15 protein-coding genes are annotated in these 24,417 nt (G+C 54.0%); 2 read left to right on the top strand and 13 right to left on the bottom strand.

Features of this window, described 5'->3' with window-relative positions; genetic code table 11:
• Positions 1 to 142 precede the first annotated feature (142 nt).
• On the top strand, positions 143 to 2,485 hold the full coding sequence (locus OZX70_RS07260) for a transglycosylase domain-containing protein (protein WP_277180307.1): 2,343 nt from the start codon (positions 143 to 145) through the stop codon (positions 2,483 to 2,485).
• Positions 2,486 to 2,611: 126 nt separating this feature from the next.
• Here OZX70_RS07260 and OZX70_RS07265 read toward each other — a convergent pair whose 3' ends face one another.
• The 5 genes from OZX70_RS07265 to OZX70_RS07285 all read right to left on the bottom strand — a co-directional run bounded on the left by OZX70_RS07265 (position 2,612) and on the right by OZX70_RS07285 (position 10,692).
• Entirely contained in the window at positions 2,612 to 5,368 is a 2,757-nt protein-coding gene (locus OZX70_RS07265) for an Ig-like domain-containing protein (RefSeq protein WP_277180309.1), read from the bottom strand.
• Between the two features lie 170 nt (positions 5,369 to 5,538).
• Positions 5,539 to 7,542, bottom strand: coding sequence for a beta-L-arabinofuranosidase domain-containing protein (locus OZX70_RS07270; RefSeq protein ID WP_277180311.1), 2,004 nt, complete (start codon positions 7,540 to 7,542; stop codon positions 5,539 to 5,541).
• Positions 7,543 to 7,579: 37 nt separating this feature from the next.
• The gene (locus tag OZX70_RS07275; RefSeq protein WP_277180313.1) at positions 7,580 to 8,425 is read right to left on the bottom strand and encodes a carbohydrate ABC transporter permease; all 846 of its coding nucleotides are present in this window, start codon (positions 8,423 to 8,425) and stop codon (positions 7,580 to 7,582) included.
• A gap of 8 nt (positions 8,426 to 8,433) precedes the next feature.
• The gene (locus OZX70_RS07280) at positions 8,434 to 9,180 is read right to left on the bottom strand and encodes a sugar ABC transporter permease (RefSeq protein WP_277180315.1); all 747 of its coding nucleotides are present in this window, start codon (positions 9,178 to 9,180) and stop codon (positions 8,434 to 8,436) included.
• A gap of 243 nt (positions 9,181 to 9,423) precedes the next feature.
• Complete coding sequence (locus tag OZX70_RS07285) at positions 9,424 to 10,692, bottom strand: sugar ABC transporter substrate-binding protein (RefSeq protein ID WP_277180317.1); 1,269 nt, start codon at positions 10,690 to 10,692, stop codon at positions 9,424 to 9,426.
• Positions 10,693 to 10,848: 156 nt separating this feature from the next.
• Between OZX70_RS07285 and OZX70_RS07290 the strand changes: the two genes are divergently transcribed.
• Complete coding sequence (locus OZX70_RS07290) at positions 10,849 to 11,874, top strand: LacI family DNA-binding transcriptional regulator (RefSeq protein WP_277180319.1); 1,026 nt, start codon at positions 10,849 to 10,851, stop codon at positions 11,872 to 11,874.
• Between the two features lie 78 nt (positions 11,875 to 11,952).
• Here OZX70_RS07290 and OZX70_RS07295 read toward each other — a convergent pair whose 3' ends face one another.
• The 8 genes from OZX70_RS07295 to dnaX form a co-directional block, all read right to left on the bottom strand.
• Entirely contained in the window at positions 11,953 to 14,070 is a 2,118-nt protein-coding gene (locus OZX70_RS07295; RefSeq protein WP_277180321.1) for a glycoside hydrolase family 36 protein, read from the bottom strand.
• Between the two features lie 290 nt (positions 14,071 to 14,360).
• Positions 14,361 to 16,271, bottom strand: a complete 1,911-nt coding sequence (leuA, locus tag OZX70_RS07300) for a 2-isopropylmalate synthase (RefSeq protein WP_277180323.1) — start codon at positions 16,269 to 16,271, stop codon at positions 14,361 to 14,363.
• A 431-nt stretch (positions 16,272 to 16,702) separates the two neighbouring features.
• Positions 16,703 to 17,323, bottom strand: a complete 621-nt coding sequence (locus OZX70_RS07305; protein ID WP_277180325.1) for a DUF5701 family protein — start codon at positions 17,321 to 17,323, stop codon at positions 16,703 to 16,705.
• A gap of 338 nt (positions 17,324 to 17,661) precedes the next feature.
• A complete protein-coding gene (locus OZX70_RS07310; protein WP_277180327.1) occupies positions 17,662 to 18,735 on the bottom strand; it encodes an aspartate-semialdehyde dehydrogenase in 1,074 nt (357 codons plus the stop codon).
• A gap of 191 nt (positions 18,736 to 18,926) precedes the next feature.
• On the bottom strand, positions 18,927 to 19,469 hold the full coding sequence (locus OZX70_RS07315) for an ACT domain-containing protein (RefSeq protein ID WP_277182165.1): 543 nt from the start codon (positions 19,467 to 19,469) through the stop codon (positions 18,927 to 18,929).
• Positions 19,470 to 19,657: 188 nt separating this feature from the next.
• Positions 19,658 to 20,422: an aspartate kinase gene (locus OZX70_RS07320; protein WP_277180329.1), complete on the bottom strand. Its 765-nt coding sequence runs from the start codon at positions 20,420 to 20,422 to the stop codon at positions 19,658 to 19,660.
• A 274-nt stretch (positions 20,423 to 20,696) separates the two neighbouring features.
• The gene (gene recR, locus OZX70_RS07325; protein ID WP_277180331.1) at positions 20,697 to 21,299 is read right to left on the bottom strand and encodes a recombination mediator RecR; all 603 of its coding nucleotides are present in this window, start codon (positions 21,297 to 21,299) and stop codon (positions 20,697 to 20,699) included.
• A 3-nt stretch (positions 21,300 to 21,302) separates the two neighbouring features.
• Complete coding sequence (dnaX, locus tag OZX70_RS07330) at positions 21,303 to 24,329, bottom strand: DNA polymerase III subunit gamma/tau (protein WP_277180333.1); 3,027 nt, start codon at positions 24,327 to 24,329, stop codon at positions 21,303 to 21,305.
• Positions 24,330 to 24,417: the final 88 nt, after the last annotated feature.

Below are 24,417 nucleotides of genomic sequence, written 5' to 3' on the forward strand. Positions count from 1 at the left end.
GAATATTCTCAATGCAAATTTGAAAAGAATATAATATGAATTGTGTCACTCTTCGGTTTTTCGTCATCGAAACTACACACAAAAATAATTTCTGCCCGCAAATCTCAGTAGTTTTTCAGGGGCAACCGTTACGGTAGTTGGCATGGTTACAGAGTTTCGCACAGCTATGGCGCGTTCGGTAAGCTCAGGCAGAGCTAAGCCCAAACGCAGGCACAAGAGCGCCCAGGCATCGCGCAACCAATACTCGCGCCGTAAGGCCAATAGCGCGAACAAACGGCGGAATGGGAACAAACATCCGATTCAGCACGGCCCGCAACGCAAGGCGCCCAAGAAGCATAAGCATCGTATCCTCAAATGGACGTTCGGGATTCTCGCGGTCCTTATTGCCGCCGGAATCGGCGTGTTCGCCTATCTTTACGCCACCACCGAAATCCCGCAGCCGGAAAAGATTGCGATGGCCGAAAAAACCAAGGTCTATTACGCCGACGGCACTACTCCGGTCGGCGATTTTGCTACACAGAATCGCGAAATCATCAGTTGTAACGTTCTGCCCAAATACGTGGGGCAGTCCATGGTCGCTTCGGAAAACCAGAGCTTTTATAAAGATACCGGCGTCGATTTCAAGGGTATCGTACGCGCGCTGCTCAACAACGTAAGCGGCGGAGCAAGGCAAGGTGCCTCCACCATCACCCAGCAATATGCGGAACGTTACTATATGGGCGACACCCACTCATACTCCGGCAAGGTGCGCGAAGCCATTCTGGCAATGAAAATCACACGTTCGCAGGACAAGGACAAGGTCCTGTGCAACTATATGAACACGATTTATCTGGGCCGCGGGGCCTATGGCATCGAGGCGGCTTCAAAGGCCTATTTCAACAAAGACGCCAAAGACATGACGATGCCCGAATCGGCGTTGCTGGCCGGTATCATTCCCGCCCCCTCAACATGGGATCCGGCAGTGAACCCGAAACGCGCGCAGCAACGTTTCACCCGAGTCATCGGGATTATGGAAAAGCAGGGTTACATCAGCGCAAAGGACGCGGCGGCGGCCAAACAAATGCCACCGACTGTGCCCCCGCAATCGCAGCAAAGCTCTTACAAAGGCACGAACGGTTACATTCTGCAGATGGTTCGTGACGAGCTGACCAGCAGCGGGAACTTTACGCGTGACGACCTTGACACCGGCGGCTACAACATCGTCACCACTATCGACAAAGGCAAGCAGGACCTGATGTTCAAGGTCGCCAGCCCTTCGCAGGACGGCAACGGGCTGGTGCCTGCCGGCGTGCAAATCGGCGGTATGAGCGTCAATCCCAAGGACGGATCGATCATCTCGCTTTACGGCGGTGACGACTACCTGACCAAGCAACTCAACAACGCGACCCAGGCCCTCTACGAACCCGGGTCGACAATGAAGCCGTTCGCACTGATGGCCTCGGTCGCGGAAGGCGTCAACCTCAGCACGACCTTCAACGGCAATTCCCCGCGAACCTTCACCAACATCAACACGCCGGTGCAGAACTTCGGCAACCAGAGCTTCGGCTACACCAACCTCTACAACGCCACAGCGAATTCGGTGAACACCATCTACATGGACCTGCAGCAGCATCTGGGAACCAAGAAGGTGGCCCAGACCGCCCAGGCCGCGGGCATGGACCCACAGCTCGTGACCGGAGACAACGCCTTCACCGTACTAGGCAACGATAGCGTGCACGTCGAAGACATCGCACAGGCCTATTCCACCATCGCCAACCAAGGCAACAAACCAACGCTGCACATCGTCGCGTCCGTCAAGGACTCGCAGGGCAAGGATATGTACCGCTCGCCCACCGACACCACGAGGGTCTTCAGCGCCAACGACGCCGCCCTCGTGACCAAGGCGATGACGGGAACCGTGCAATACGGCACCGCGACCGAAGCGCTCAAGATAGGCAAGGCCGTGGCCGGCAAATCCGGCACCGCCAACGACTCAACGGCAGGCAGCTTTGCAGGATTCTCGCCGAACACCGTGACCGTGTTCGCGATGTGGAACCCCGACCCGAACAACAAGGGCAAGCCCCTGGAAATGCCCAATATCGGGTACTTCGGCAACGGCAGCGACTATCCGGTGCATCTTTTCACGGAATATATGAAGCAGGCACTGGCCAACACACCCAACGAAGCATTCCCTGTGGCCAAGGACGAAGGCAAGATCGGCGGGCCTGACGGCACATGGGGCACAGGCGCCAAATCGTCATACTCCGAGTTGGGCTACAACCGTAAAAACTACGGAACCTACGAAGGAGGCATCAGCGGTGAGTCGGGCGCCGGGGCCGGCGGCAATTCCGGCGGTGGCAACGCAACGAATGGCGGGGCTGGCAATTCGAACGAGCCAAACAACCCACAACAAGGCAATACCTCAGAGGGAACGGGAAATAGCGGGAATGAAACAACAACCCCTCCTACCACGGAATCGCCGAACCAAAACAATACAGGACATTAATAATCTTAGATAAAAATTGCTGTTGTGCCCATCGTTACTAACATGAAAATATATCATGGTTTCGAACGAGCCCAACAGCAATTAATCATTGATTTTTAATACCTCTCTAGCTAACAGCCAGAAGAATTACTTTTCCTTCTTTCTACCGACAATAAGGGTGAGTACCAGAGCTGTTGCGAATACAATAAATGCAACGCACATTGGGACAAATACATCTGAGCCGGTTTGAGAAAGAGAGTCTTTTGGCTTCTGATATTGATTCGAATCTAGCTGTTCGTTGTGATTGTTCTGGTCTCCATCAATCACGCCTTCATGGGATTCTTCAGATTTCACCGTTACTTCAACTGCTGAAGAAACCTCAGAATTAGAGGCAGAGGCCGCACGGATGAGAGCTTTGCCGACGCCCAGAGCATGCACCGTACCATCGGCATCGACAGTTGCTATTGCATCATCCGAAGAAGACCACGTCACGGACTTGTCTCCGGCATTAGCCGGGGTAACAGCAGCAACGAGCTTCGCATTGTCGCCTTTGTGCAGCTCCAGTTTTCCTTCAGCGACACCTTTGCCGGAGATGGTGACAGCTTCGGCATCAGGCGGCAACGGCTCACTGACGAGTTGAACCGAGGTTCGACCCACCATCATGTAATCCATATTGGGGGCAAAACCAGTAGAGTTACCAAGCAATACCGTATTGTCACCGGCATGGAGATTCACACGAATAGAAGTGGTCCAGAAGTTGTTCCAATCGCGGGTATTCGCAAAAACGACATGCTGCGCGGAAGCGGAATCACCATTCACCGTTATATCGGCCCAACGATTCGTGGTCTGGAACGCATTGCCTCCGGCAAAGTCATGCTGCGCATATCCGAAGGTCAGCGTGTAATCACCGGCTTGCGCAACGTTGACTTTGTTGAATTGCAATGTATTGCCAGCGCCTGCACCCACATAGGTGACAATCCGCCCTGACTGGGCCGCCGGCGAGGATTCTATTCTTGCAGACCCCGAACGAGTATTGTCGCCCGATTCGGCCTGGTAGGTCTTGGCGACATCACCGGATTCGGAAACATCGAGAGAGTCAAGAAGCAGCCCTTGGGCCGAGCCATTCGAAGCGGCCAGAAGATCGATCTGGTTAATTCCCAACGGCAGGTAGGCACGAACCGTAACGGTATTCCATTTCTTCGAGTGCGTGGTCTTCGGCAGGGTTAACGTCAACGGTTCTCCCTTGTTGATTTTCATATGCAGAGTTCGCTCACCCGTGCTGCTGGTCGGCGCTCCCGACGAGTAGGAGATCTTAAGATTGGCATAACCGTTCTTCTTCGAAGTCACAAAGAACGTCGAACCGGAATTGGTATTATCGAATCCTTGTACGTATCCTGTGGCCCCATAGCCCGGAACATTGCCATAACCGACACTGGCTGCTCCATCTACACGAGCATATTCCGCTTCATACCGACCATTTACGGCATCATTTTGAGCGGTATCGGGGGAAACGATCGCATAATACGCCGATGCAGCATTAAGACCGGTTAGATCGATGCCTGCGGCCAGTCGCGAAGCGGAATACGAGTGTTGGTTTACGAGATAAGGCCCGTCGGAGGCACCTGGCACCTTATCGTTGGCATTGCCCGCCTCAGTGGCATCAACACCATATACCGTCACGCGAGCGCCGTTGGGGTACTTGCCGGAGGCGTTGTCAAACTTGAGCTTGGTGGAGAAAGGAGCCGATTCATCGGTGTACCCGCCGAAAATCACACGCGTCTGCTTCGTCGCCTCATCATAGGCGGCGACAGCCTGCGTGGCCTGCTCGCGATCGGGAAGATCGACTTTCACGGTGTGCCCAGTCAACCCACCATACCAGTTGTAAAGCCACCACGTGCCCGTGGCCTGGTTGTTGTGGGTGGTCAGCCAATCCAAGTCTCCGGTGGGGAACCAGTAAGGCAGATCGGCAGACACCTTGTAGTTCTCGAATCTCGAAATATATTGGATAAGGCTTCCGGGCTTGTTCAGTTCTCCCGAAGACTTCGCATATTCGTTAATGCTTACCGGAATGTTTGCATTTGCCCCCAGAACGTCATTGACGATCCCTTTCCAGTCATCATAATGGCCATAGAAATTCTCCGGCCCACTAAGCTCGTGCCATGTCACGATATCCGGCACCACGTTGTTGTCCTTGGCGTACTGGAGGAACGAGCGATAATGGTTGGATTCATACCATGAGAAATTAGGGCCTGCGATACGAGCGCCAGGCTCCAGACTGCGGATGTAGTTGAACATGGTCTTCCAGTCATCCAACATCTTTGTCCAAGACAGGTTGCTCAGGCTCGCCACGGTGTCAATTCCGCAGACACCGTTTTTATAGTTTGCGTCCCCGCAATCGGGTTCGTTCAATGGCACATAGACATATGAATCCTTATAGGGACTGGCATTGACGGCATTGACCTGCTGCCTGATTTTGGGCAGATAATCGGTTTGGATATTCGGGCTATAAACCGGATACGGCCAAGGAATAGGATAACTATCCTTGAGATATACCTGGATATCGCCTCCCCCGTTGCGTTTCCATTGCGGGGCAGTCGCCATCACATCACCATTGGGGTGCTGCAAGCCATTGAGCGGACGACCGACCATCGAATCGAGATGTGTAAGGCCGTCGAGCATGGTATCGCTGGGGGTCCCGTCATCGGCCAGACCATAAAGGAATCCGGTGGCACCATATTTAATAGCACCAGTCGAATCGTTGAGATTGACGCTTACTTGCGAATCCGTTTGCAGTTGCGAGCCGGCGGAAACCTCATCCGCCTGAGCTGATGACGCTGCGCACAATGTCACGCTCAGCAGCATCGCCGACGCGGCAAAAACCGCGCATAATTGATGTAACTTCATTGTTCTCCTTTGATTTTTGGGTGTACTTATCCCTTGTTGCGGGGATAAATCCTTAAAACTGGTGACCAGACCACATTGTCCGGTCACGATTCATCAATGTTTTTATTCATCTTCTGCGTTTTGTCACTACTACGGCAAACGGCACAGGACGCTACTAAGAAAATATGAAATCAATGATTCTCATCGATCCAAACCTCCATCTGACCTTCTGACCGATTGCACCAAGCATAATAAGGAATCAGATTCAGATTCTCTGGAAGCCGCCGCACTGGAGCAGTCGCCCTTTGATATTGCCGATTAGAATCCGCCGGTTCCATACGGGCACCCTCTACGGTAAGCATTTCAACACCATCGAGTAATTCAGGATGATATACCGCGCCCACCTTTGAATCGGGACTTAAGGAATCCAACCACAACGGTGCCTGGTTATCCGTCTGCTCCATACAGAAAACCACCGGCCCTCGCGCAACGGCAAGCTTGCCGACATCATCCCTGACCCTGTTGGATGCCCGGATATAACGTACCGACATATCCAAGGAAAGATGGATATGCGTCGATTTCTCGGAAACAGAAACGCTCACAAAACCGTTGGAAACCGGAATATTCAACGATTTGCCATTGACTGTTATCGACCAGTTCTTCGACCAGGAAGGAATACGAATCGCCAGTTTTTTGGCAAGTTCTTTGGGGTTGCGAACACGAAAATCAATCTCCCCAATCCAAGGATATCCTTGTGCTTCCTGAGTCTGTTCAACCGAGAAACCGTCACCAAAATCAGCGGTATTGGCAATGAACTGATGCGCGTAAATGGTATCGCCTTGAACGGTATAGAGATAGGTATCCAAAGACGTGAGCAGACGCATCAGGTTCGCCGGACAGCATGCGCAGTCGAACCAGCCTGCCCTTCGCGTGAGAATATGGCGTTTGGTCGGGTTGGCTAGAGAGGCTTGCGGATCAGCTTCCAACGGATTGACATAGAAGTAACGAGTCCCATCAAGAGAGACTCCTGCCAACATTCCATTGAACAGTTCCAGCTCCATGACGTCGGCGACGCTGCCAAGCGGGTTGATGTCCATCATGGCCTTGCCATAGAACAACATACCCACCGAGGCACAGGTCTCGCCATAATCAAGGCCGTTGGGCAAATCATCATCGTACGTGAAGGATTCACCCACCTTGCAGGAACCGACATTGCCAGTGACATACATACGATGATCGACAATATTGTTCCAAAGCCGCTTGGCTGTGGCAATCATCTCAGAGTCGCCGAGGAGTTTGCCGACTTTGGCTGTGGCGGTTGCATAATAAATCAATCTCACCGCATGGCCACCAGCCTTTTGTAACTTTATGGCAGGTCCGTCGGCCACGAAATAACGCAAGGGCATATCTTCGATGTCCTCATAGATCTGAGGCCCGCCTTCCCTGTCCTGCCTATCGAAGAAATCGGGATCGACACCCCTAATCCTTATGAACCAAGCCGCAAGGTCAAGCCAACGTTGCTCTCCTGTCACCTCATAAAGACGGGCAAGAGCCAACTCAATCTCCGGATGGCCGTCAGGACCATGGATTTTCCCGGGTTCATCACCAAAATGCTCATCGATGCAATGTGCGGCACGGCGAGCAATATCGAGAGCCACGGATGAACCAGTCGAAGTGAAATTTGCAACCGCAGCTTCAATGAAATGACCCATCGTATAAAGTTCATGACTCCAGCGAAGGCCTTTGAAACGCTTGTCGGCCGGTAAATCTATCTCAAACTTCGTATCAAGATACCCGTCGGAATCCTGTGCTTGATAAAACAACGACAAAGCTTCGTCGATATGCGCTTTCAATGCACTCATATCAACACTTCCATCGTCGAATCTCAACGCATAGCTCGCAGCCTCCAACCACTTCGACACGTCTGTATCTTGGAAAGGCTGACCCTTGAACTTGCCGGTCTGCAATCCTGCGGCAATACGGAGATTGCGTAGCGAATGACTGAACTGTTGGCCGTTGTCGCCCCAACTCGAACCTTGTGGAGCATCCACCGGAACTTCGTCATTGAGCACTCTCCATTGATATGGAAGAGACTGCCTGACCGCCATCGATCGATAACGGCTCCAAAAATCGGACGTGATGGAAACCCTAGGGCCTTCACGTTGGGCAAGACCGGCGGATACGGTTGAATTCAAGATGTCAGTTTCCTCTCTGTGGCTACGCATCTGTCGGTCAGTCCTTCATTCCACTGGTCTTGATACCTTCTGTGATGTACCTGGAACACAGAATGTAGAGCAAGGCAGGGGGCAGAATCATCAACATCGAAAACGCCATTTGGAGGTTCCATTCCGTCTGCCCATTGGTTCCGGAAATCTGGAAAGCTGTCAGCGATGCCACGGTCAGGGGCTTGAGATTATCGGAGTCGATGAACACCATCGGGGTGAACAGCTCATTCCACCAGAAACTGGCGGACATAATGCCGACGGTAATGAAAATGGGCTTGCCAAGCGGCACGATGACCTTCCAGAATGTCTGCCATCTATTGCAGCCGTCGAGCATCGCCGCCTCATCGATGGAATCGGGAATCGAGACAAAGAACTGGCGAAACAGGAAAACGTTATAGGGCTGGGCGAAGAACGCCGGCAAAATCATGGGCCAGAACGAATCAAGCATGTTGAACGCCCTGAAGAGCAGGTACTGAGGGATGACCAGAGTAACCGTCGGCACCATCATAGTCGCCAGAATCAGCGAGAAGATGAGACCACGCCCACGGAAGTGCATACGCGCAAGAGGATAAGCCACAATCGAACTGGAAAGCAACGTTCCTACGGTGTTGCCGACAACCAGAATCAACGAGTTGCGTAGATAGACGATGGTTTTGGGGTCACTGAGCACCATGACATAATTATTCCACTGAGGGTTCGAGGGGAATAAAGCGGGTGGATAGGCGCTGATTCCAGGCAGGGTTTTGAGAGAATTGGCGAAAATCCAGTAAATCGGGAAAAACATGAGGACCGCCATGATAATCATGGCTGCATATTGCAGGGCCTTCATCCACTTGGGAATATGGTAGTTCATCGCATCCCTCAATTCTTATCCATGAGCCGGAATTGCACTGTCCCCACAATGGCCACAATGATAAACAGAACAACGGCCAACGCCGAGGCGTAACCCATATTGAAACTCTTGAACGCATTGTCGTAAATCAGCAGGCTCATCACCTTGGTCGCATCCCCCGGACCACCACCAGTAAGCGGGAAGAGTAACGTGAACGCGCCGTTAAAGGAATTCACCGTAGCGGAAACCGTATTGAACAAAAGCATCGGTGCAATGCCGGGGATAGTGATACGCCAGAAACGCACCCAAGCATTGGCTCCATCGATTGATGCGGCCTCATAAAGATCTCGAGGAACATCCTTGAGAGCAGCCGAGAATACAAGCATCTGCTGCCCAGTCTGGAAAGTGAACACCGAGGCAACTGCAATCACCACCCAAACCAGACTCTGGCTACCTGTCCAATTCGGAGGATTCTTGATACCAAGAAGCTTCATGACGTAATCGACAATGCCCAATTGCTGGTTGAACATGAGAATCATGCAGCTGGCCATAACCACCGAAGGCATGATGGTGGGGACATAATAGAAGAACTGGAAAAGTCCTTTGAAACGAACATTAAGATTCAACAACAATGCAAGAATCAGCGAAAAAATGATCGTTACCGAAACATTGATGATCGTAAACAGAAAAGTGACCAGCAGTGTATGCCCGAACCTTGAATCCGGAGAGAACAAAGTGACGTAATTCTGTAAACCGATGAATCTCGGAACTCCCAACAGATTCCATTTGGTCAGACTCAAGACAAAACTGAATATAATGGGAAAACCGCTGAACAGCACAAAGCCTATAATCCAAGGACTCAGAAAAGCCCATCCGGCTCTTGCATCAGAGTATCGAGCGCCCTTGCGGGCTTTCACGGATTGTCTGGTTTTCAAGGCATTCCCCTCCTTCTTTATGACCATCGGGGCATGACTATGACATTTTGTCATGCCCCGACATATGGCTAAAACCGATAGATTTTATTGCTGGGTATCTTTGAGGGCCTTATTAGCCTTCTGAAGCTGCTGTCCGAGCACATTGTTCAATGGGGTCTGGCCGAGCAGATAGGCATTGAACTGGTTCGACAGATCGGTGGTCGGAGTGGAGTTGACAGTGGTATAGCCGAACTTACCCTGATCAACGGAATCCGTAACGGCAGTCCAATTGGACGGACCGTTCTTGCCTTGTACTTTCCATCCCCCATCGGCGGAAATGGACTTGACGGCGGAAAGATTACCCGTGTTCTTCTCGATGACTTTCTGACCGTCTTTGCTCATGTAATATTCAATGAACTTCCACGCTGCATCCTTCATCTTCGACTTGGCATTGATGGTGAAGAAGCCAGTGTGCAGGGAATCGTAATGAGTGCCACCAGGAGCAATTGGCAACGTTGCGACATCCCACTTGAACGGCACATCCTTGTAAGCACTGTTGATGTTCCAGCTGCCATTAAGTGTCATGGCGGCCTTGCCTGCAGCGAACAGATCAGAAACGGTATTGCCAGAAGAAGGCTGCGGAGAGACCTTCAAATCGTTGGTCATCTTGTTCTGGAACTCCAAGGCCTTCTTGGCACCGTCGCCGAGTGCAAGCTGACCCTTATCCACGACTTTGTCGCCGGCCTGACCGGCCATCGAATACCAGATGCCATTGAATGTGATGGCGTCCGCGCCCCATTGTGAATCGCCCTTGCTCAATTTCTGAGCCGCTGCAGCATAATCATCCCAAGTCCAATCCTTGGTAGGATATTGCACTCCAGCTGCGTCGAACATATCCTTGTTGTAGTACAAAATCTCAGAAGCAACGCACCACGGCAAACCGTAGAGCCCACCGGTCTGCGAGTTCAAGGCGGATACTGCTGGAATAAGATCGCTGGTGCTGACAGCCTTCGAACCCTTCATCTTGCCACTCAAATCCTCAAGTACGCCGTTCTTGGCAAAACGAACATAATCGGCTTCCTGAAGCAGCATCACATCGGGAGCATTGCCACCGACAACCATCTGGTTGATTTTCTGGTTGTAATTGTCACCGGGAATGTTGACGAATTTGACTTTGATATTAGGATACTTTTTCTTAAAACCAGCGAACCACGAATCTGGAAGCTTATCCCAAGCGGAGAAGCTCAAAGTTTCATCCCCATTTGAAGAAGAGGAATTCGATCCACTACCACATGCAGCCATCGATCCGAGGGTGGCGACGGCGATTACCGCGGCAGCCAGCCTCCTCATTGTCGACGAAAAACGAACAGACATTTTGTTTCCTTTCTTGCTCTTGCCCCGTAAACTCGACTTCGAGCCATCTCTGCTGTGAGGTTTCGGAGCGAATTCAATTTCAGTATAAAGAGAGGGAAAATTCGACATTCGTTCCTTGCACGATTAGGAAAATTTTCCTAAACTCAAAGCATGAATATGCACGTTACGTTAACAGAGGTCGCAGCCGCGACCAACGTTTCTGTTTCCACTGCTTCGAAAGCTCTCAACGACACTGGCCATCTGAGCGCCCACACCAGAAGACTCGTGCGCAAAACAGCGCAGCAACTGGGATATATCTCACCCCATCTTCGCCAAGCCTCACATGAATACAGATCGGGACTCATCGGTCTGGTTTCAGGGGACCTAGAAGGCCGTTTTTCGATCCCCGCGCTTGCCGGTGCGGAAGACGCGTTCGGGAAATCGAACCATGCAGTACTACTCACTGACTCGCGAGGAGATCCGAAACTCGAACGGAGCCACATCGACCAAATGGCGGCACATGGCATCGACGGACTACTGGTGCTTGGAGGTGAAACGGATTCCAGACCGCCCATCAAGCCCAATACGGCCATGGATGTTCCCATCGTCTACGCATATGCCCCATCAACGGATCCCTCCGATTGCTCGATCACCTGCGACAACATAAAAGCAGGAGATAGGGCAATCACCCACTTGCAACAACTTGGGCGTCGCAAGATCATCATTCTGTCAGGTCCGGACTATTATCAGGCTGCGAGAGACCGTATCCTAGGAGCCACACAAGCCATGGATCGAGCCAGCCTCAAACCGGTGATACCCATATGGTTCGGCAGCTGGAACGAATCCTACGGCCGGACCGCCACAGCGCAACTCATTGAAGACCACCTCGATTTCGACGGGATTTATTGCCTCAATGACATGCTTGCCAGAGGATGCATAGACTCGTTGCTCGAACACGGCATCCGCGTTCCGCAAGACGTTGCCGTCATCGGACATGACAACTGGCTTACCACCTCGCAAGCATGCCGAGTTCCGATCACCACTTTCGACAATAACCTCCACGAGCTTGGCCGCAAGGCTGCACACCTGCTGCTCGATGCCATCAAAGGCCATCCTCATCAAGGGTTAAGCACCATAGACTGCTCACTTATTATTCGGCAATCGGCACCGGAATCAAGGAATCAACACTCGCATGCCAAGTAGACGATTCATCAGCACAGCCTTTTCAGTGTTTTGTTTCTAAGCCTCGGCAGACCTAAATGCAATACAATTGGTATACAATCATCCTTTTGGCATCACTTTGAAAGTTCGAGACGCATACTCCCCTTCCGGAAGGTCAATCACGCATTCAGCCAAGTACCGATTCCATGACATCTGCCATTCGCGGAACCTTTGTCCAATGGGAAATACTGGCGTAATATCCACATCCCTACCTCGGTACTTCGGTATTGCCAAGCGAATCGTAGGATGTTGTTCGTCGATATTGCGCGCCCAAAGCGTGACCAACGAATAATCTTCGGTTTCAAGGCCATACGCGACAATGGGGGCATCAAATTCAGGCAACCCAAGAGGCCAGAACGGCAGAGCCGAACCAATCATCGGTTGCACTTCATGTTTGTAGACATCAATTGCCTGCGAACACAAATCGAATTGAGCAGAGGCCATCCGATTCAGATAACCGGAAAGGAAGAAACGCCCGAGCATGGTGGTATTCAGATTGAACGCCACTTCTTCATCACTCATTCCGGCGGACGGATACGCCCAATTGGCCGCCTGCTCGGGAAGCACCATCATCGTGGCCGTCGCGGCGATGGTCGGGTATATACGGAAATCCTGCTGGTCCGATGTGGACTGCACCTGGAAACGGCCCGTCTGGGCGAAATCCTCGCGCATACCGCCTGAAGAGCAGTTTTCGAGAATAACGCCGGGGTGACGTTTGTAGATACTCTCAATCCAAGCACTGTACGCACGATTATGCCCCAGCAAACCATCACCAGCACTATCTGCTTGAAAATCGGTTCCGGAACCTGGCGACACGTTGTAATCGAACTTGAAGTATCCGATACCATAGTCCTCTATCAGACGATCGACGACTTCATCGAGATGGGCACGAGCGCTGGCATCCCGCAAATCCAAGACATAACGATCCTGTTCAACGAGACGATGCCCGTTACGCTGGAAGAAGGCAGAATCGGGAAGCCGGTGCGTCATCGGACTTTTGACGCCAATGACTTCCGGCTCGAGCCAAAGACCGGGTATCATGCCGGCATAGCGGATGGCGTCGAAAACCTCTTGAATACCATTGGGGAAACGAGTCTTCGAAGGTTTCCACTCCCCCACCGAAGGCCACCAATCACCAGTATCGTCATACCAACCACAATCGACGCAGAATATCTCGGTACCCGCCTTGCCCGCAGCACTGATGAGCGGCAACAGTTTTGCTGTGGTAGGGTCGCCGTTGATAGTGTTCATATAATCATTGAAAATGACGCGCGGTCGAACATTGTCCTCGTTAGGCTGACGCATGAACCTGCGATAGGCCACCAACGACGCATAAGCAGTTTCAAATGTATCTGCTGGCGCGACAGAGACGGGAACGCTAGTGAAGGATTCACCGGGTTTCAGCATCTTAGACCAACCGTGATCAACGTTGGTCGGTCCAGATAAGGCGATATAGCCGTCGGAAGTGTCATCGCCTATTTCCCAACGCCAAGGACCGTTGTGCTCTATTTGGAAAAGCCAAGTTGCCTTGAAATCTTCGGATTGCACATATGCCAGCGGCGCATGCTTGCCGGTCGACCATGTTCCTGTCGAGACCACCTTGTGCTCACTGCGGGGATTCTGACCTGTCAGATTTTGAGAAAAATCAGGGAGGAGATCGCGGACATTGGTTGAGCGCCATCGTCCCTCGGCAAGCCAATCGTAACGGGCTTCATGCAGACACCATGCACCAAGATCAGGCGCATGTCCTGCAACCGCGCCGAACTCGCTGGCCCAACTGGTCACCGATTCAAGGGAGACCGGGGCGGAATTGAGATTCTTAACCTTTACAAAGGTGCAGAACATGGGCACATTTTCTGGCAATTCAAACGTGACCGTGGCTTGAAGGCCCACCTCGTCATTGGTCATAACGATGTCCAGCGCTGCTATATTTCTATCGCCGATTTTCCTTTTGTGGTGCGAACGGTAACGCATACCTCGACCTACGGTTGTAGACGTCAAGCGATCATTGGCAATCCAGTGACCCGTCCCCGCTATCAGTATTTCGACTAAAGGAACATTGTGGGCACATCGAATATCGACATTTTGGCCCACCACCCGAGCCAAACTTACCGGCGAATGTTCATCCCACTGAAAATATAACGTAATACAATTATTGCTCCATGAAAATTCTTCCATTCCGACACGCCTTTCAGAACATTCCTGCTGATGCTGCTGAATTAAGTGTAATGATGTGGCTAAGAAATATTCCAATGACTGGCAAGACGGAAAGTTTTCTCTTAAAGAAAATGATAGCGACAAACGGAATCGCAAATGGTAATCGTCGATACCAAGAAAGCCACGTGCATCCTAAACTTTGCCACGATTTCTTATATGGTTCATCCCTATTTAGAAGATAGACAGAAAAAGCTGCCTTGACGGCACTGAAATCTGTCCGTCAAGGCAGCTAATCATAAATAAACCGAAATTCAGCGCATCGAGCGATTGATCGCGGAGATGATCGCCTTCAGCGAGCTGGTGGTGATCGACGAATCGATGCCGACGCCCCAGATGATCTTCGCGTTGGCCTCGCCGCCGATCTGGCATTCGATATAGGAAGCGGCCATCGCGTCGGTGCCTGCGGTCATAGCGTGCTCGGCGTAATCCATGACACTGACAGAAATGGCAATGGACGAAAGCGCGTTGAGGAAGGCGTCGAGCGGGCCGTTGCCGGCGCCGCTGACCTCACGCTCGATCGGATCGGCACCCGGCTCGGCACCGCGGTCCAAGAGCTTGGCCTTCAAAACGGTATCGGAACCGTCCGAACCGGAAGTCACCGAGACGTTCAAGAGCTTCAGACGGCCCCACGATTGCAGATCGTCACCGCCGTTGTCGCCCACGGCCTCGCCGATTGCGAACGCGCCGTTCTCCTCGACCGGAAGGTACTCGTCCTTGAACAGCCTCCAGATATCGTCGTCCTTGACCTCTTTATCGGTCTTGTCGGCGTAGTCCTGCACAACCTTCTCGAATTCGATCTGCAGGCGCTTGGGCAGATCGAGGTTGTGGTTGGTCTTGAGCAGGTAAGCCATGCCACCCTTGCCAGACTGCGAGTTGACGCGGATGATGGCTTTGTAGCTGCGGCCGATGTCTTTCGGGTCGATCGGAAGGTAAGGTACGAGCCAGACAAAGTCGTCGAGGTTGGCTCCAGCACGCTCAGCCGCGGCCTGACGCGCTTCGAGCCCCTTCTTGATAGCATCCTGATGCGAGCCAGAGAAGGCAGTGAACACGAAGTTGCCGGCGTAGGGGTGGCGCTCGGAAATAGTGAGCTGGTTGCAATATTCGACGGTCTTGCGAATCTTCGGCACATCGGAATAATCAATCTGTGGGTCGACGCCCTGGGTCAGCATATTGAGGCCCAGCGTGACCAGGTCGACGTTGCCGGTGCGTTCGCCGTTGCCCAAGAGGCAGCCTTCGACGCGGTCGGCTCCGGCGAGAACGGCCAGTTCCGTGGCGGCGACACCCATACCCTCATCATTATGCGGATGCAGCGAGAGGACGATGGAATCACGGTCTTTGAGGTTGTTGGAGACGTACTCAACCTCGTCGGCGAAAACGTTCGGCGTGGTCATCTCGACGGTGGCCGGCAGGTTGATGATCATCTTGTGATCCGGCGTCGGCTTGATGACGTCGATAACGGCGTTACATACCTCGACGGCGTAATCCGGCTCGGTTCCGGTGAAGGATTCGGGCGAATATTCGTAATACAGGTCGGTGCCGCCGGCTGCGCCTTCGAGGTCCTTGCAAAGCTCGGCCGCGTCGGTTGCAAGCTTCTTGATGCCCTCTTTGTCCTTACGGAAGACGACCTCGCGCTGTAGCACGGAGACGGAATTATAGAAATGGACCACGGCACGCTTGGCACCGCGCAGGCACTCGTAGGTCTTACGAATCAAGTGCTCGCGGGCCTGAGTCAACACGACGATGGTGACATCGTCAGGAATGAGTTCGCGCTCAATCAACAGACGCACGAAATCGTAATCCGTGTCGGAAGCCGACGGGAAGCCGACTTCGATCTCCTTGAAGCCCATGGAAATCAGGAGGTTCCAGAAACGCAGCTTGCGTTCGGAATCCATCGGATTGACCAGCGCCTGGTTGCCGTCACGAAGATCGACCGAACACCAACGCGGAGCACGGCGCAACCTCTTTTCCGGCCACGTACGCTCGGGATAATCGAATGGAATCTGCTTGTCGTAGGCCACATACTTGGTATATGGCATCTTGCTGGGCTTTTGCGGTTCTCCTATGAAACGCGGTGGAGGCAGCAGCAGGTCGTTGTTACCTCCATTGGATTGTGCGGCGACCGCCGCGAGATCAAATACCGATGATTGTTGATCCTGACCCATCACTCCTCCTTTTCTTTGTATTACGCGCCGCAGGTTGCGACGCGAAGTAACCAAATATTATATGTTTCGACAGGCTTATTACCTTACGGAAACATATAAATGATTATGATAGACGGTTCAATGAGTTCAAATCGCCCATATTCCAAGATTCGATTGCTCGAGGCCTCTATATCCTTCATATTGATGCCACTTGGCGCGCCAAGTAGGCCTGAAATCGCAACTTTCGCGCAATATTCATCGTAAAAGAGGCTTCTTGGCGCGCCAAGTACCCCGAAAAATGCTGAATTGGCTCACATTTTGCAAAATTGAACCTCTTGGCGCACCAAGAACCTCGATAAAACGAGAATTGACAGAATGAGTGAACTGTTGTCGATAGAAATATTGCGCTGCAGAATTGGGTAACAGACGGCACCACCGAAAAACCGCAGCGATTAGCGGAACAGTGAGATGCCACGACGGGCCTGGCAATATGCGTTGCCGAGCCACGTGTGACGAGAGGTGGGCCAGACCGAACCAAGGCGCGGGGCATTCTGGCTCATCCAGATGCTCGGCACGCGGCCGTCGGCGCTGCGGGAGCCGAGCAGGTTGAAACCGTTTTTCTTGACAAGCCAATCCGGATGCTGGGTGGCGATGGCGAGGCCTTCCTCGAGGGTCAGTGGCATGCGTTCGTCGGAATCGATCAACTTGCGAGCGACGTCGGGCTCGCGGTTGACATAGGCGGTGCCGGTGTGCGGATCGACGACCAGGTAGAACGGACCCTCCGGTGGCTCGAAACCGTCCTGCGGCAGGAAGCTGGCGACATCGCGCGGAGGCATTGTGGTGAAACCGGCCATACGGTTGATGCTGGTTCGGGCAATCAGCGACTCCGGGCTGACCAATTCGTGGGTAGGAATGAGAAGGATATTCTCGCCCAAATCGCTATCTTTCAGGGCATCAATCAACGGACGCGCGAGCGCACGGAACGCCGCCGCGCTCATATCGGCCACGTCGGGATAGCCCAACGCCACGATGCGGTCCAATTGTTTTTGCGCTTCTTTAGATGCCTTCGACATGATTCCAGTATGTCACGCGGCCGGTATGTCACGCAGAGCGGGCGACGACGAGCAAGGCCTTGGCCACGGCCAGCTCAGTACGGTCGGCGGCAACGGTACGAGAACCGCCATACAACCACCAAAGGTCTGTCAGACACTATCGCACTATCAGCCCCAGCGATCACCGCACGCCCGCCTCGACGTCCTCATCCGCACACCTGCTAATGCGACCAAAAGCACGATTCCGAGCGATTTTCCATGCTTTTCGTCGCACCATAATTGTCAATGCGACCAAAAGCACGATTCTGGTGCACTTTTGTGCTTTTGGTCGCATTAACGATGAGCAACACAGCCGAGGGTTACGCGCGGAAATGCTTGCGAGCCACGATCTCGGCGAGCTCGACAGCGTTCAGGGCAGCACCCTTGCGCAGGTTGTCGTTGGCGATGAAGAAGGCGAGACCCTTCTTGCCCTCGACGGCCTGGTCCTGGCGGATGCGGCCGACGAAGCTCGGGTCCTTGCCGGCGGCCAGCTGCGGGGTCGGGATATCATTGAGCTCGACGCCCGGCGCATCCTTTAGGACCTCACGGGCCATATCCGGCGTGACGTCGCGTTCGAATTCGGCGTTGACCGACATGCCGTGCGCGGTGAAGACGCCAACGCGCACGCAGGTGCAGGAGGCGGCGAGGTTCGGCAGGTGCAGGATCTTGCGGCTTTCATTGCGCAACTTCTGCTCCTCGTCGGTCTCCTCGCTGCCGTCATCGACGACGGCGCCGATGAACGGGACGGCGTTGAAGGCAATGGTGCGCACGACCTTGGTGGGCTTGGGGAAATCGATGGCGGAGCCGTCGAAAACGAGCTTGTCGGCGCCCTGGTCGACGGCGGCTTTGGCCTCGTTCATCAACTGTTCGACACCGGCGCGTCCGGCACCTGAAACCGCCTGATAGGAGCTGACAATCAGACGCTTCAGGCCGAAGTGGGTGTCCAACGCTTTCAAGACCGGGATGCAGGCCATGGTGGTGCAGTTCGGGTTGGCGACAATGCGACGGGGAATGTCGTCAAGATCGTCGGGATTGGCTTCGGCCACGACCAGCGGCACGTCGTCATGCATACGCCATTGCGAGGAATTGTCAATGACGTAAGCGCCGGCCTCGGCGAATTTCGGAGCCCAGACCCTCGAGGTGCCTCCACCGGCGGAGAAGATGGCGATATCAATACCACTCAAGTCAGCCTTGGCTACGTCCTCGACCACGATGTCGCGATCGCGCCATTTGAGCACGGTACCTGCGGAATGTGCGGAAGCCAGAAAACGCAGGTTATCGATGGGGAAATTCCGCTCATCGAGCACGCGACGCATGACCATGCCGACCTGTCCGGTGGCCCCCAGCACCGCGACGTTGACCTTTCGCTGTTGGGTTTCGTTTGATTCGGTCATGATATTTTCCTCCCGCCGGGCAACCATCTACTCAAGGCAGACTCTGCCATAATCTCACATAATTCCTGCCGTTCTGCATGACAAACACTACAGAACGCATATGTGCCATATCATAGCGCGAGGTGTCGCGTGGGAACGAAATCACGCGACTATATGAGACTCAAAACCGGTAATAGGAATATGTCGCTGCCTCAGCGGCCGGTGCCACCATAGACCACTGCCTCCACCTGATCCGCGTCGAGACCATAAGCCGTGTGCAGCGCACGTACGGCGTCATCGAGCTGGTCGAGCGGGACCAGGGCGGCAATGCGAATCTCGGAGGTCGAAATCATCATCACGTTGATATGCTTGGCGCTCAAGGCCTCAAAGAACTTGGCGGCAAGGCCGGAATGGGTTTTCATGCCCACACCCACCACGGCGACCTTGCCGACTTCGGAATTGACGAAATAGGACTCATATCCCAAATCGGTCTTTTTGCCGTCAAGCGCTTTCTCCACGGTTTTCACCGTGGCATCCGGCACGGTGAAGGAGATGTCCGCCTTGCCGGTCGAAGCCCCGGCCTGCACGATCATATCGACGTTGATGCCACTTTTGGCGAGCTCGGTGAAGACGCGGGCCGCCATACCGGGGGTGTCGGGAACGCCGCGCACCGTGACCAGGGATTCAGTACGGTCATGCGCAACCCCGGAAATCACCGGGGTCTCAGGGCCGAGATCCGGGAAGATGTCGCCCATCGACTTGTTGTCGGCTTCGCCGGTTTGGCTGGTTTCGTTGGTTTCGTCGGTTTTACTTTGGCCGCTCAAATCCACGCCTTCGTCTTTCGTGTTGTCACTGCTCATTGTGTTTCCTTTGTTCTCTTGCCATTGAAGTCATATCCGTATATTTCCTAATGTATTACACTACGGGGCCCACTATCGGATTTTTAATCCAGATTCGGCAACTTCCTCGCGTCAACGCCCTCCGGCACCACCAACGTACCCATCCGATGCGAGAACGAGCTACGCACATGCAGCGGCATGTTGAAGCGCTGCGCGTACTCCACGCAACGCAAGGCAAGAACCTTCGAGCCGCAGGAAGCCATTTCGAGGATTGCGTCGTAACTGATTGAGGGAATGCGCCGTGCGCTGGGGACGATGCGCGGGTCCGCGGTGAAAATGCCGTCCACATCGGTGTAGATCTCGCAGATATCAGCTCCCAAAGCCACTGCGAGCGCCACCGCCGAAGTGTCGGAACCCCCACGGCCCAACGTGGTGTAATCGCCATCGGCGTTGATGCCCTGGAATCCAGCGACGATGGCGATCTTGCCGTCGTCGATGACATGGGCCACCCGCTCGGGTTTCACGGATTTGATGTGTGCCGCGCCGAAACGGGCGTCGGTCATGAAACCGGCCTGGGAACCAGTGAAAGAGTATGCACGCTCTCCTGCGGCGTGGATGGCCATCGCCAGAAGGCTCATCGAGATACGCTCACCTGCAGTCATCAGCATGTCCATTTCGCGAGCGGGAGGGTTCGAATCGATGCTCATTGCCTGGTCGATCAAATCGTCAGTGGTATCCCCCATCGCCGAAACGACGACCGCGACATTGTTGCCCTTGCGTTTCGTCTCCACAATCCGCTTGGCGACACGCTTGATGGACTCCGCGTCGGCCACAGAGGATCCGCCGTATTTTTGTACGATAAGCGCCACGATTTCCCTTATCTCCCTGGCAGATGCGCCAGTTTCCAAGCGTATGCCGCCAAAACTCAAGGCCGGCCAACGGGTGACATGATGCGACACAACGCAACATGGCCTGTTCTTGCAGCCGACTTTCGACAGTAATGATTGAATTATATGTCAGTGCCGCGCCTGGCTGTGCCGCTTACCAGCATACGGGCATACACCCTTGAGTAATCGGCTGTTTGAAGCGAAAGCCACAAGCCAAAAATAGCCAGTCAAGGCTGGTACCCTCACAAACGAACGCTCAGGCTTCCTGCCGGCCTTCCAAAGCCCGTCCCAAGGTTATTTCATCGGCGTATTCAAGGTCACTGCCAACCGGCAGTCCACTGGCAAGTCTTGTGACCTTAAGCCCAAGCGGAGAAAGCAAACGACTCAGATAGGTCACTGTGGCCTCACCTTCGATGTTAGGGTCGAGCGCCAGTATGATCTCCTTGACCTCGTCGGTTTTAAGCCGGTCCAGAAGCTTGGGAATGGCCAAGTCACCCGGACCGACGTTGGCCATCGGGTTGATGGCCCCGCCAAGGACGTGGTAGACACCGTGGAATTCACGGGTTCGCTCGATGCTCATGACGTCTTTCGGCTCCTCGACCACACAGATGATGGAATGGTCACGACGCGGGTCGGAGCAAATCGGGCACGGGCTGGTCTCGCATACGTTGCCGCAGATTTCGCAAAACCGCACTTTTTCCTTGACCTCGCGGATGGCATCCGCCAAGTCCTGCGCTTCCTCGTCACTGGCCGAAAGCAGGTAGAAGGCTATGCGCTGGGCACCTTTGGGGCCAATGCCCGGCAGTCGCGCAAAACCTTCAATAAGACGCTGAATCGCGCCATCATACGCCAAAGCCATCTGCTATCGTCTCTCCTCTTCCGGATGTTTTTCGACCGGTTTGATGTTCTTGGGGTTCTTTGGATCGTCCGCCTTGAATGTTTCGACTTTCTTGACATCGAAAAGTTTCGAAAGTTCATCCAAACCCACCGCCGTAACGTCGCCCAATGACTGGTCATTGAGGGAATAATCATCGTCCTCAGCAGCCACTTGCGGCCCTTGTTCGGAGTCAACGACCGAATCGGCATTCTGGAAACGGGCGGCAATATCTCCCCTGTCATCCGGCGCAGCTGTTTGATTGGCATTTGCCGATTCTGCTGCCAATTGAGGATTACCAGGTGCGACCGCACTAGGATTGCCGACATCGCCGACACGATTTGCCGAAGCGCGAGAACCGTTAGGAGCAGATTCCGCCGGCCTTGTCTGCCAATTATTACCGGCATTGGCCGCAGGCATCGAACTGTGTGGCCCTGCATTGCCCGCTGGCTGCGGGGTGGCAGAATTTTTGCCAGCATCAGAGGCATCTGAATTCTGTGTCGCAGGCGTGGCCCAAGGGTCGATGCCGTCGCTCAAATCAGGCACGGCGATATGTTTCTTATGATGTTCCGGGAGACGATTCTCAGATGCATCAGCAGATGCTGAATGACCTGTATCATTGCCGCCAAAGCGTTGTGCTGCATCGGTGACGCCGTTCTCGGAGGCTTGTTGAACAATCGGGCTGGAATCCGAGCCACTCCCCGAACCGGGTGTAGGCAGGGGATTCATCCAAGGGTCGTAATCCTCATCCATAGGATTCTGCGACCCTTGGCCCAAGGTTTCCGGATTGAAAGGCTTATCGCCAGCATGCTGCTGCAATGAAGCGGCCTTGTCTTCGCTCGCCTCATTGGCATGTTGCGACATACCGTTTCCGGACTCCACATCGTCGCCCGCAACTCCGCCTACACTGTCACTGCCCCTGCCGTTCGCTTTGCCGGGATGAACGGCTCGATGAGAGGAATCATCGGATTCTCCGGTGGCATCAGCATCAGATTTTTTCTGTTCCTTGGGACTCGACGCGCTATGCCCGCCTTGCCCTGCAGCCATACCCAAACCACCAGTCGCTGAGACCTTGGAAACGGCGATATCACGTTTGACCTTGGCAAGTTCCTCCGGCTTCATACGCTTGGTAGAAATAACCTTTTCACCGTTCGCCGCCACTCCGGTGGGAGCAATCATCGTATGCGGACCAAAAACCGAACGCACACCGTCCAACACCACGTTGGCCGCCTTCTGGCCGTTGTGCTCGGCGTCGGAAGCAAGCGCCAACGCGAACGCATGCTGACTCAACGCACAATCAAACGTCATCGACAGACGCGACTTGCCGGCATTATTGGTCGCCAACGAAACCGTAGGCACCTTGCTGTGAGCGACATAGTCGCGTACGTTTTCCGGCAATGCCGTCAGTACCGCATCCCATTTTTCCTCTACGGTGGCATTCGGATCAATATTCACTTTGGGCGCCGCAGCAGCCTGGCTGTTCTGCTGCACATTGACGTTCGCACCGGTACCGGTGGATACAACACCTTGAGCGGCAGATTCCGGAGACTGCCTATTGCCACCCTGCCCGTTGCCCTGCCATCCGTTGGGCTCACCATTGCCATTGCCGTTAGGAGTATGGCTGCCATTCTGAGCGGCAGCAGCTTGCGCATTGACGCTGTTGCCGGCCTGCTGGGACTGTGCTGAGACATTCGGTGCAAAACCTTGGGATGCAGGTGTCGGCTGGGCTTGAGTTTGACGATTGCCTTGCTGCTGATTCGCGGCATTCCTGGTGGAACCGATGAAACCGCCACGGCCACGCGCCGGATTACCATTCTGCCGGACCGTGTTATTGCCTGCCGGAGAGCCTACCGCCCCCGCATTTGAGGCACCAACCGAACCATTTTGGGCTGGAACCGGCGCAAAACCGTTCTCACGCCCGGCCAGCAGTTTTGCGGCCAAGAGTTCCAGACGCATACGAGGCGAAATCGCACCGGTCATATTGCCCAAAGTGTCGTTGATCGTCTCGGCCATCGCAGTAAGCGTCGAAAGCCCCAGAGCCGATGACTGACGGTGCAAATCGCTCATGTCTTCAACCGCAGAGTCGTCGCTCAATACACTTTCGGCCTTCTCACCTCCAAGTGTGAGCACAAGGAGATCACGGACGCGCGAAAGCAGATCCTCCACGAATCGGCGTGGCTCAAAACCGCCGACGACGACTTTCTCGACCACGCCATAGAGTTTCTCGCCATCCTTATCAATGACGGCATCGATTGCCTCGCCGATGAGCTCGTCAGGGGTAAAGCCAAGCAACGCAACCGCAGAATCATATGACACTTCATTGTCTACAGCACCGGCCATCAGCTGGTCGAGCACGGAAAGTGTGTCACGCACCGACCCGCCACCGGCACGCATGGTCAGCTTCAGCACGCCCGGCTCCAAGTCGATATGCTCGTTTTCGCACACCTCTTCGAGGTAGGGGCCCATGACCTCAGGAGGCACAAGACGGAAGGGGTAGTGATGGGTTCGCGAACGAATCGTGGAAATGACCTTGTCGGGTTCGGTGGTCGCAAAGATGAACATGACATGTTCCGGCGGCTCCTCCACAATCTTCAACAGGGCGTTGAAGCCTTGCTGGGTGACCATGTGGGCTTCGTCGAGGATGAAAATCTTATAGCGGTCACGGGCAGGGGCAAACGCGGCACGTTCACGCAGTTCACGCGCATCCTCGACGCCGTTATGGCTTGCCGCGTCGATCTCGACGACGTCAATCGAGCCTGGTCCCCCGGTGGCCAAGTCCTTGCAGCTTTCGCATTCACCGCACGGATGGGAGGTAGGGCCTTTGGCACAGTTGATGCAACGAGCCAATATTCTTGCGGAGCTGGTCTTGCCGCAACCACGCGGTCCGCTGAACAGATAGGCGTGGGTGAGCTTGCCTTCATCCAACGCTCGGGAAAGCGGAATCGTGACCTGATCCTGCCCAATGATGCCATCAAATGTGTCCGGCCGATACCGTCGATACAATGCAAGTGCCATAGTTCTAACCTACCTTCACCCGACTATCTTGGCCACGCGTTTCACACCTGAAAAGATTCTCTTTCCTTGCGCGATCACCCGTGTCAAA

The sequence above is a fragment of the Bifidobacterium sp. ESL0732 genome, from assembly GCF_029395535.1.
GTDB lineage: Bacteria > Actinomycetota > Actinomycetes > Actinomycetales > Bifidobacteriaceae > Bifidobacterium.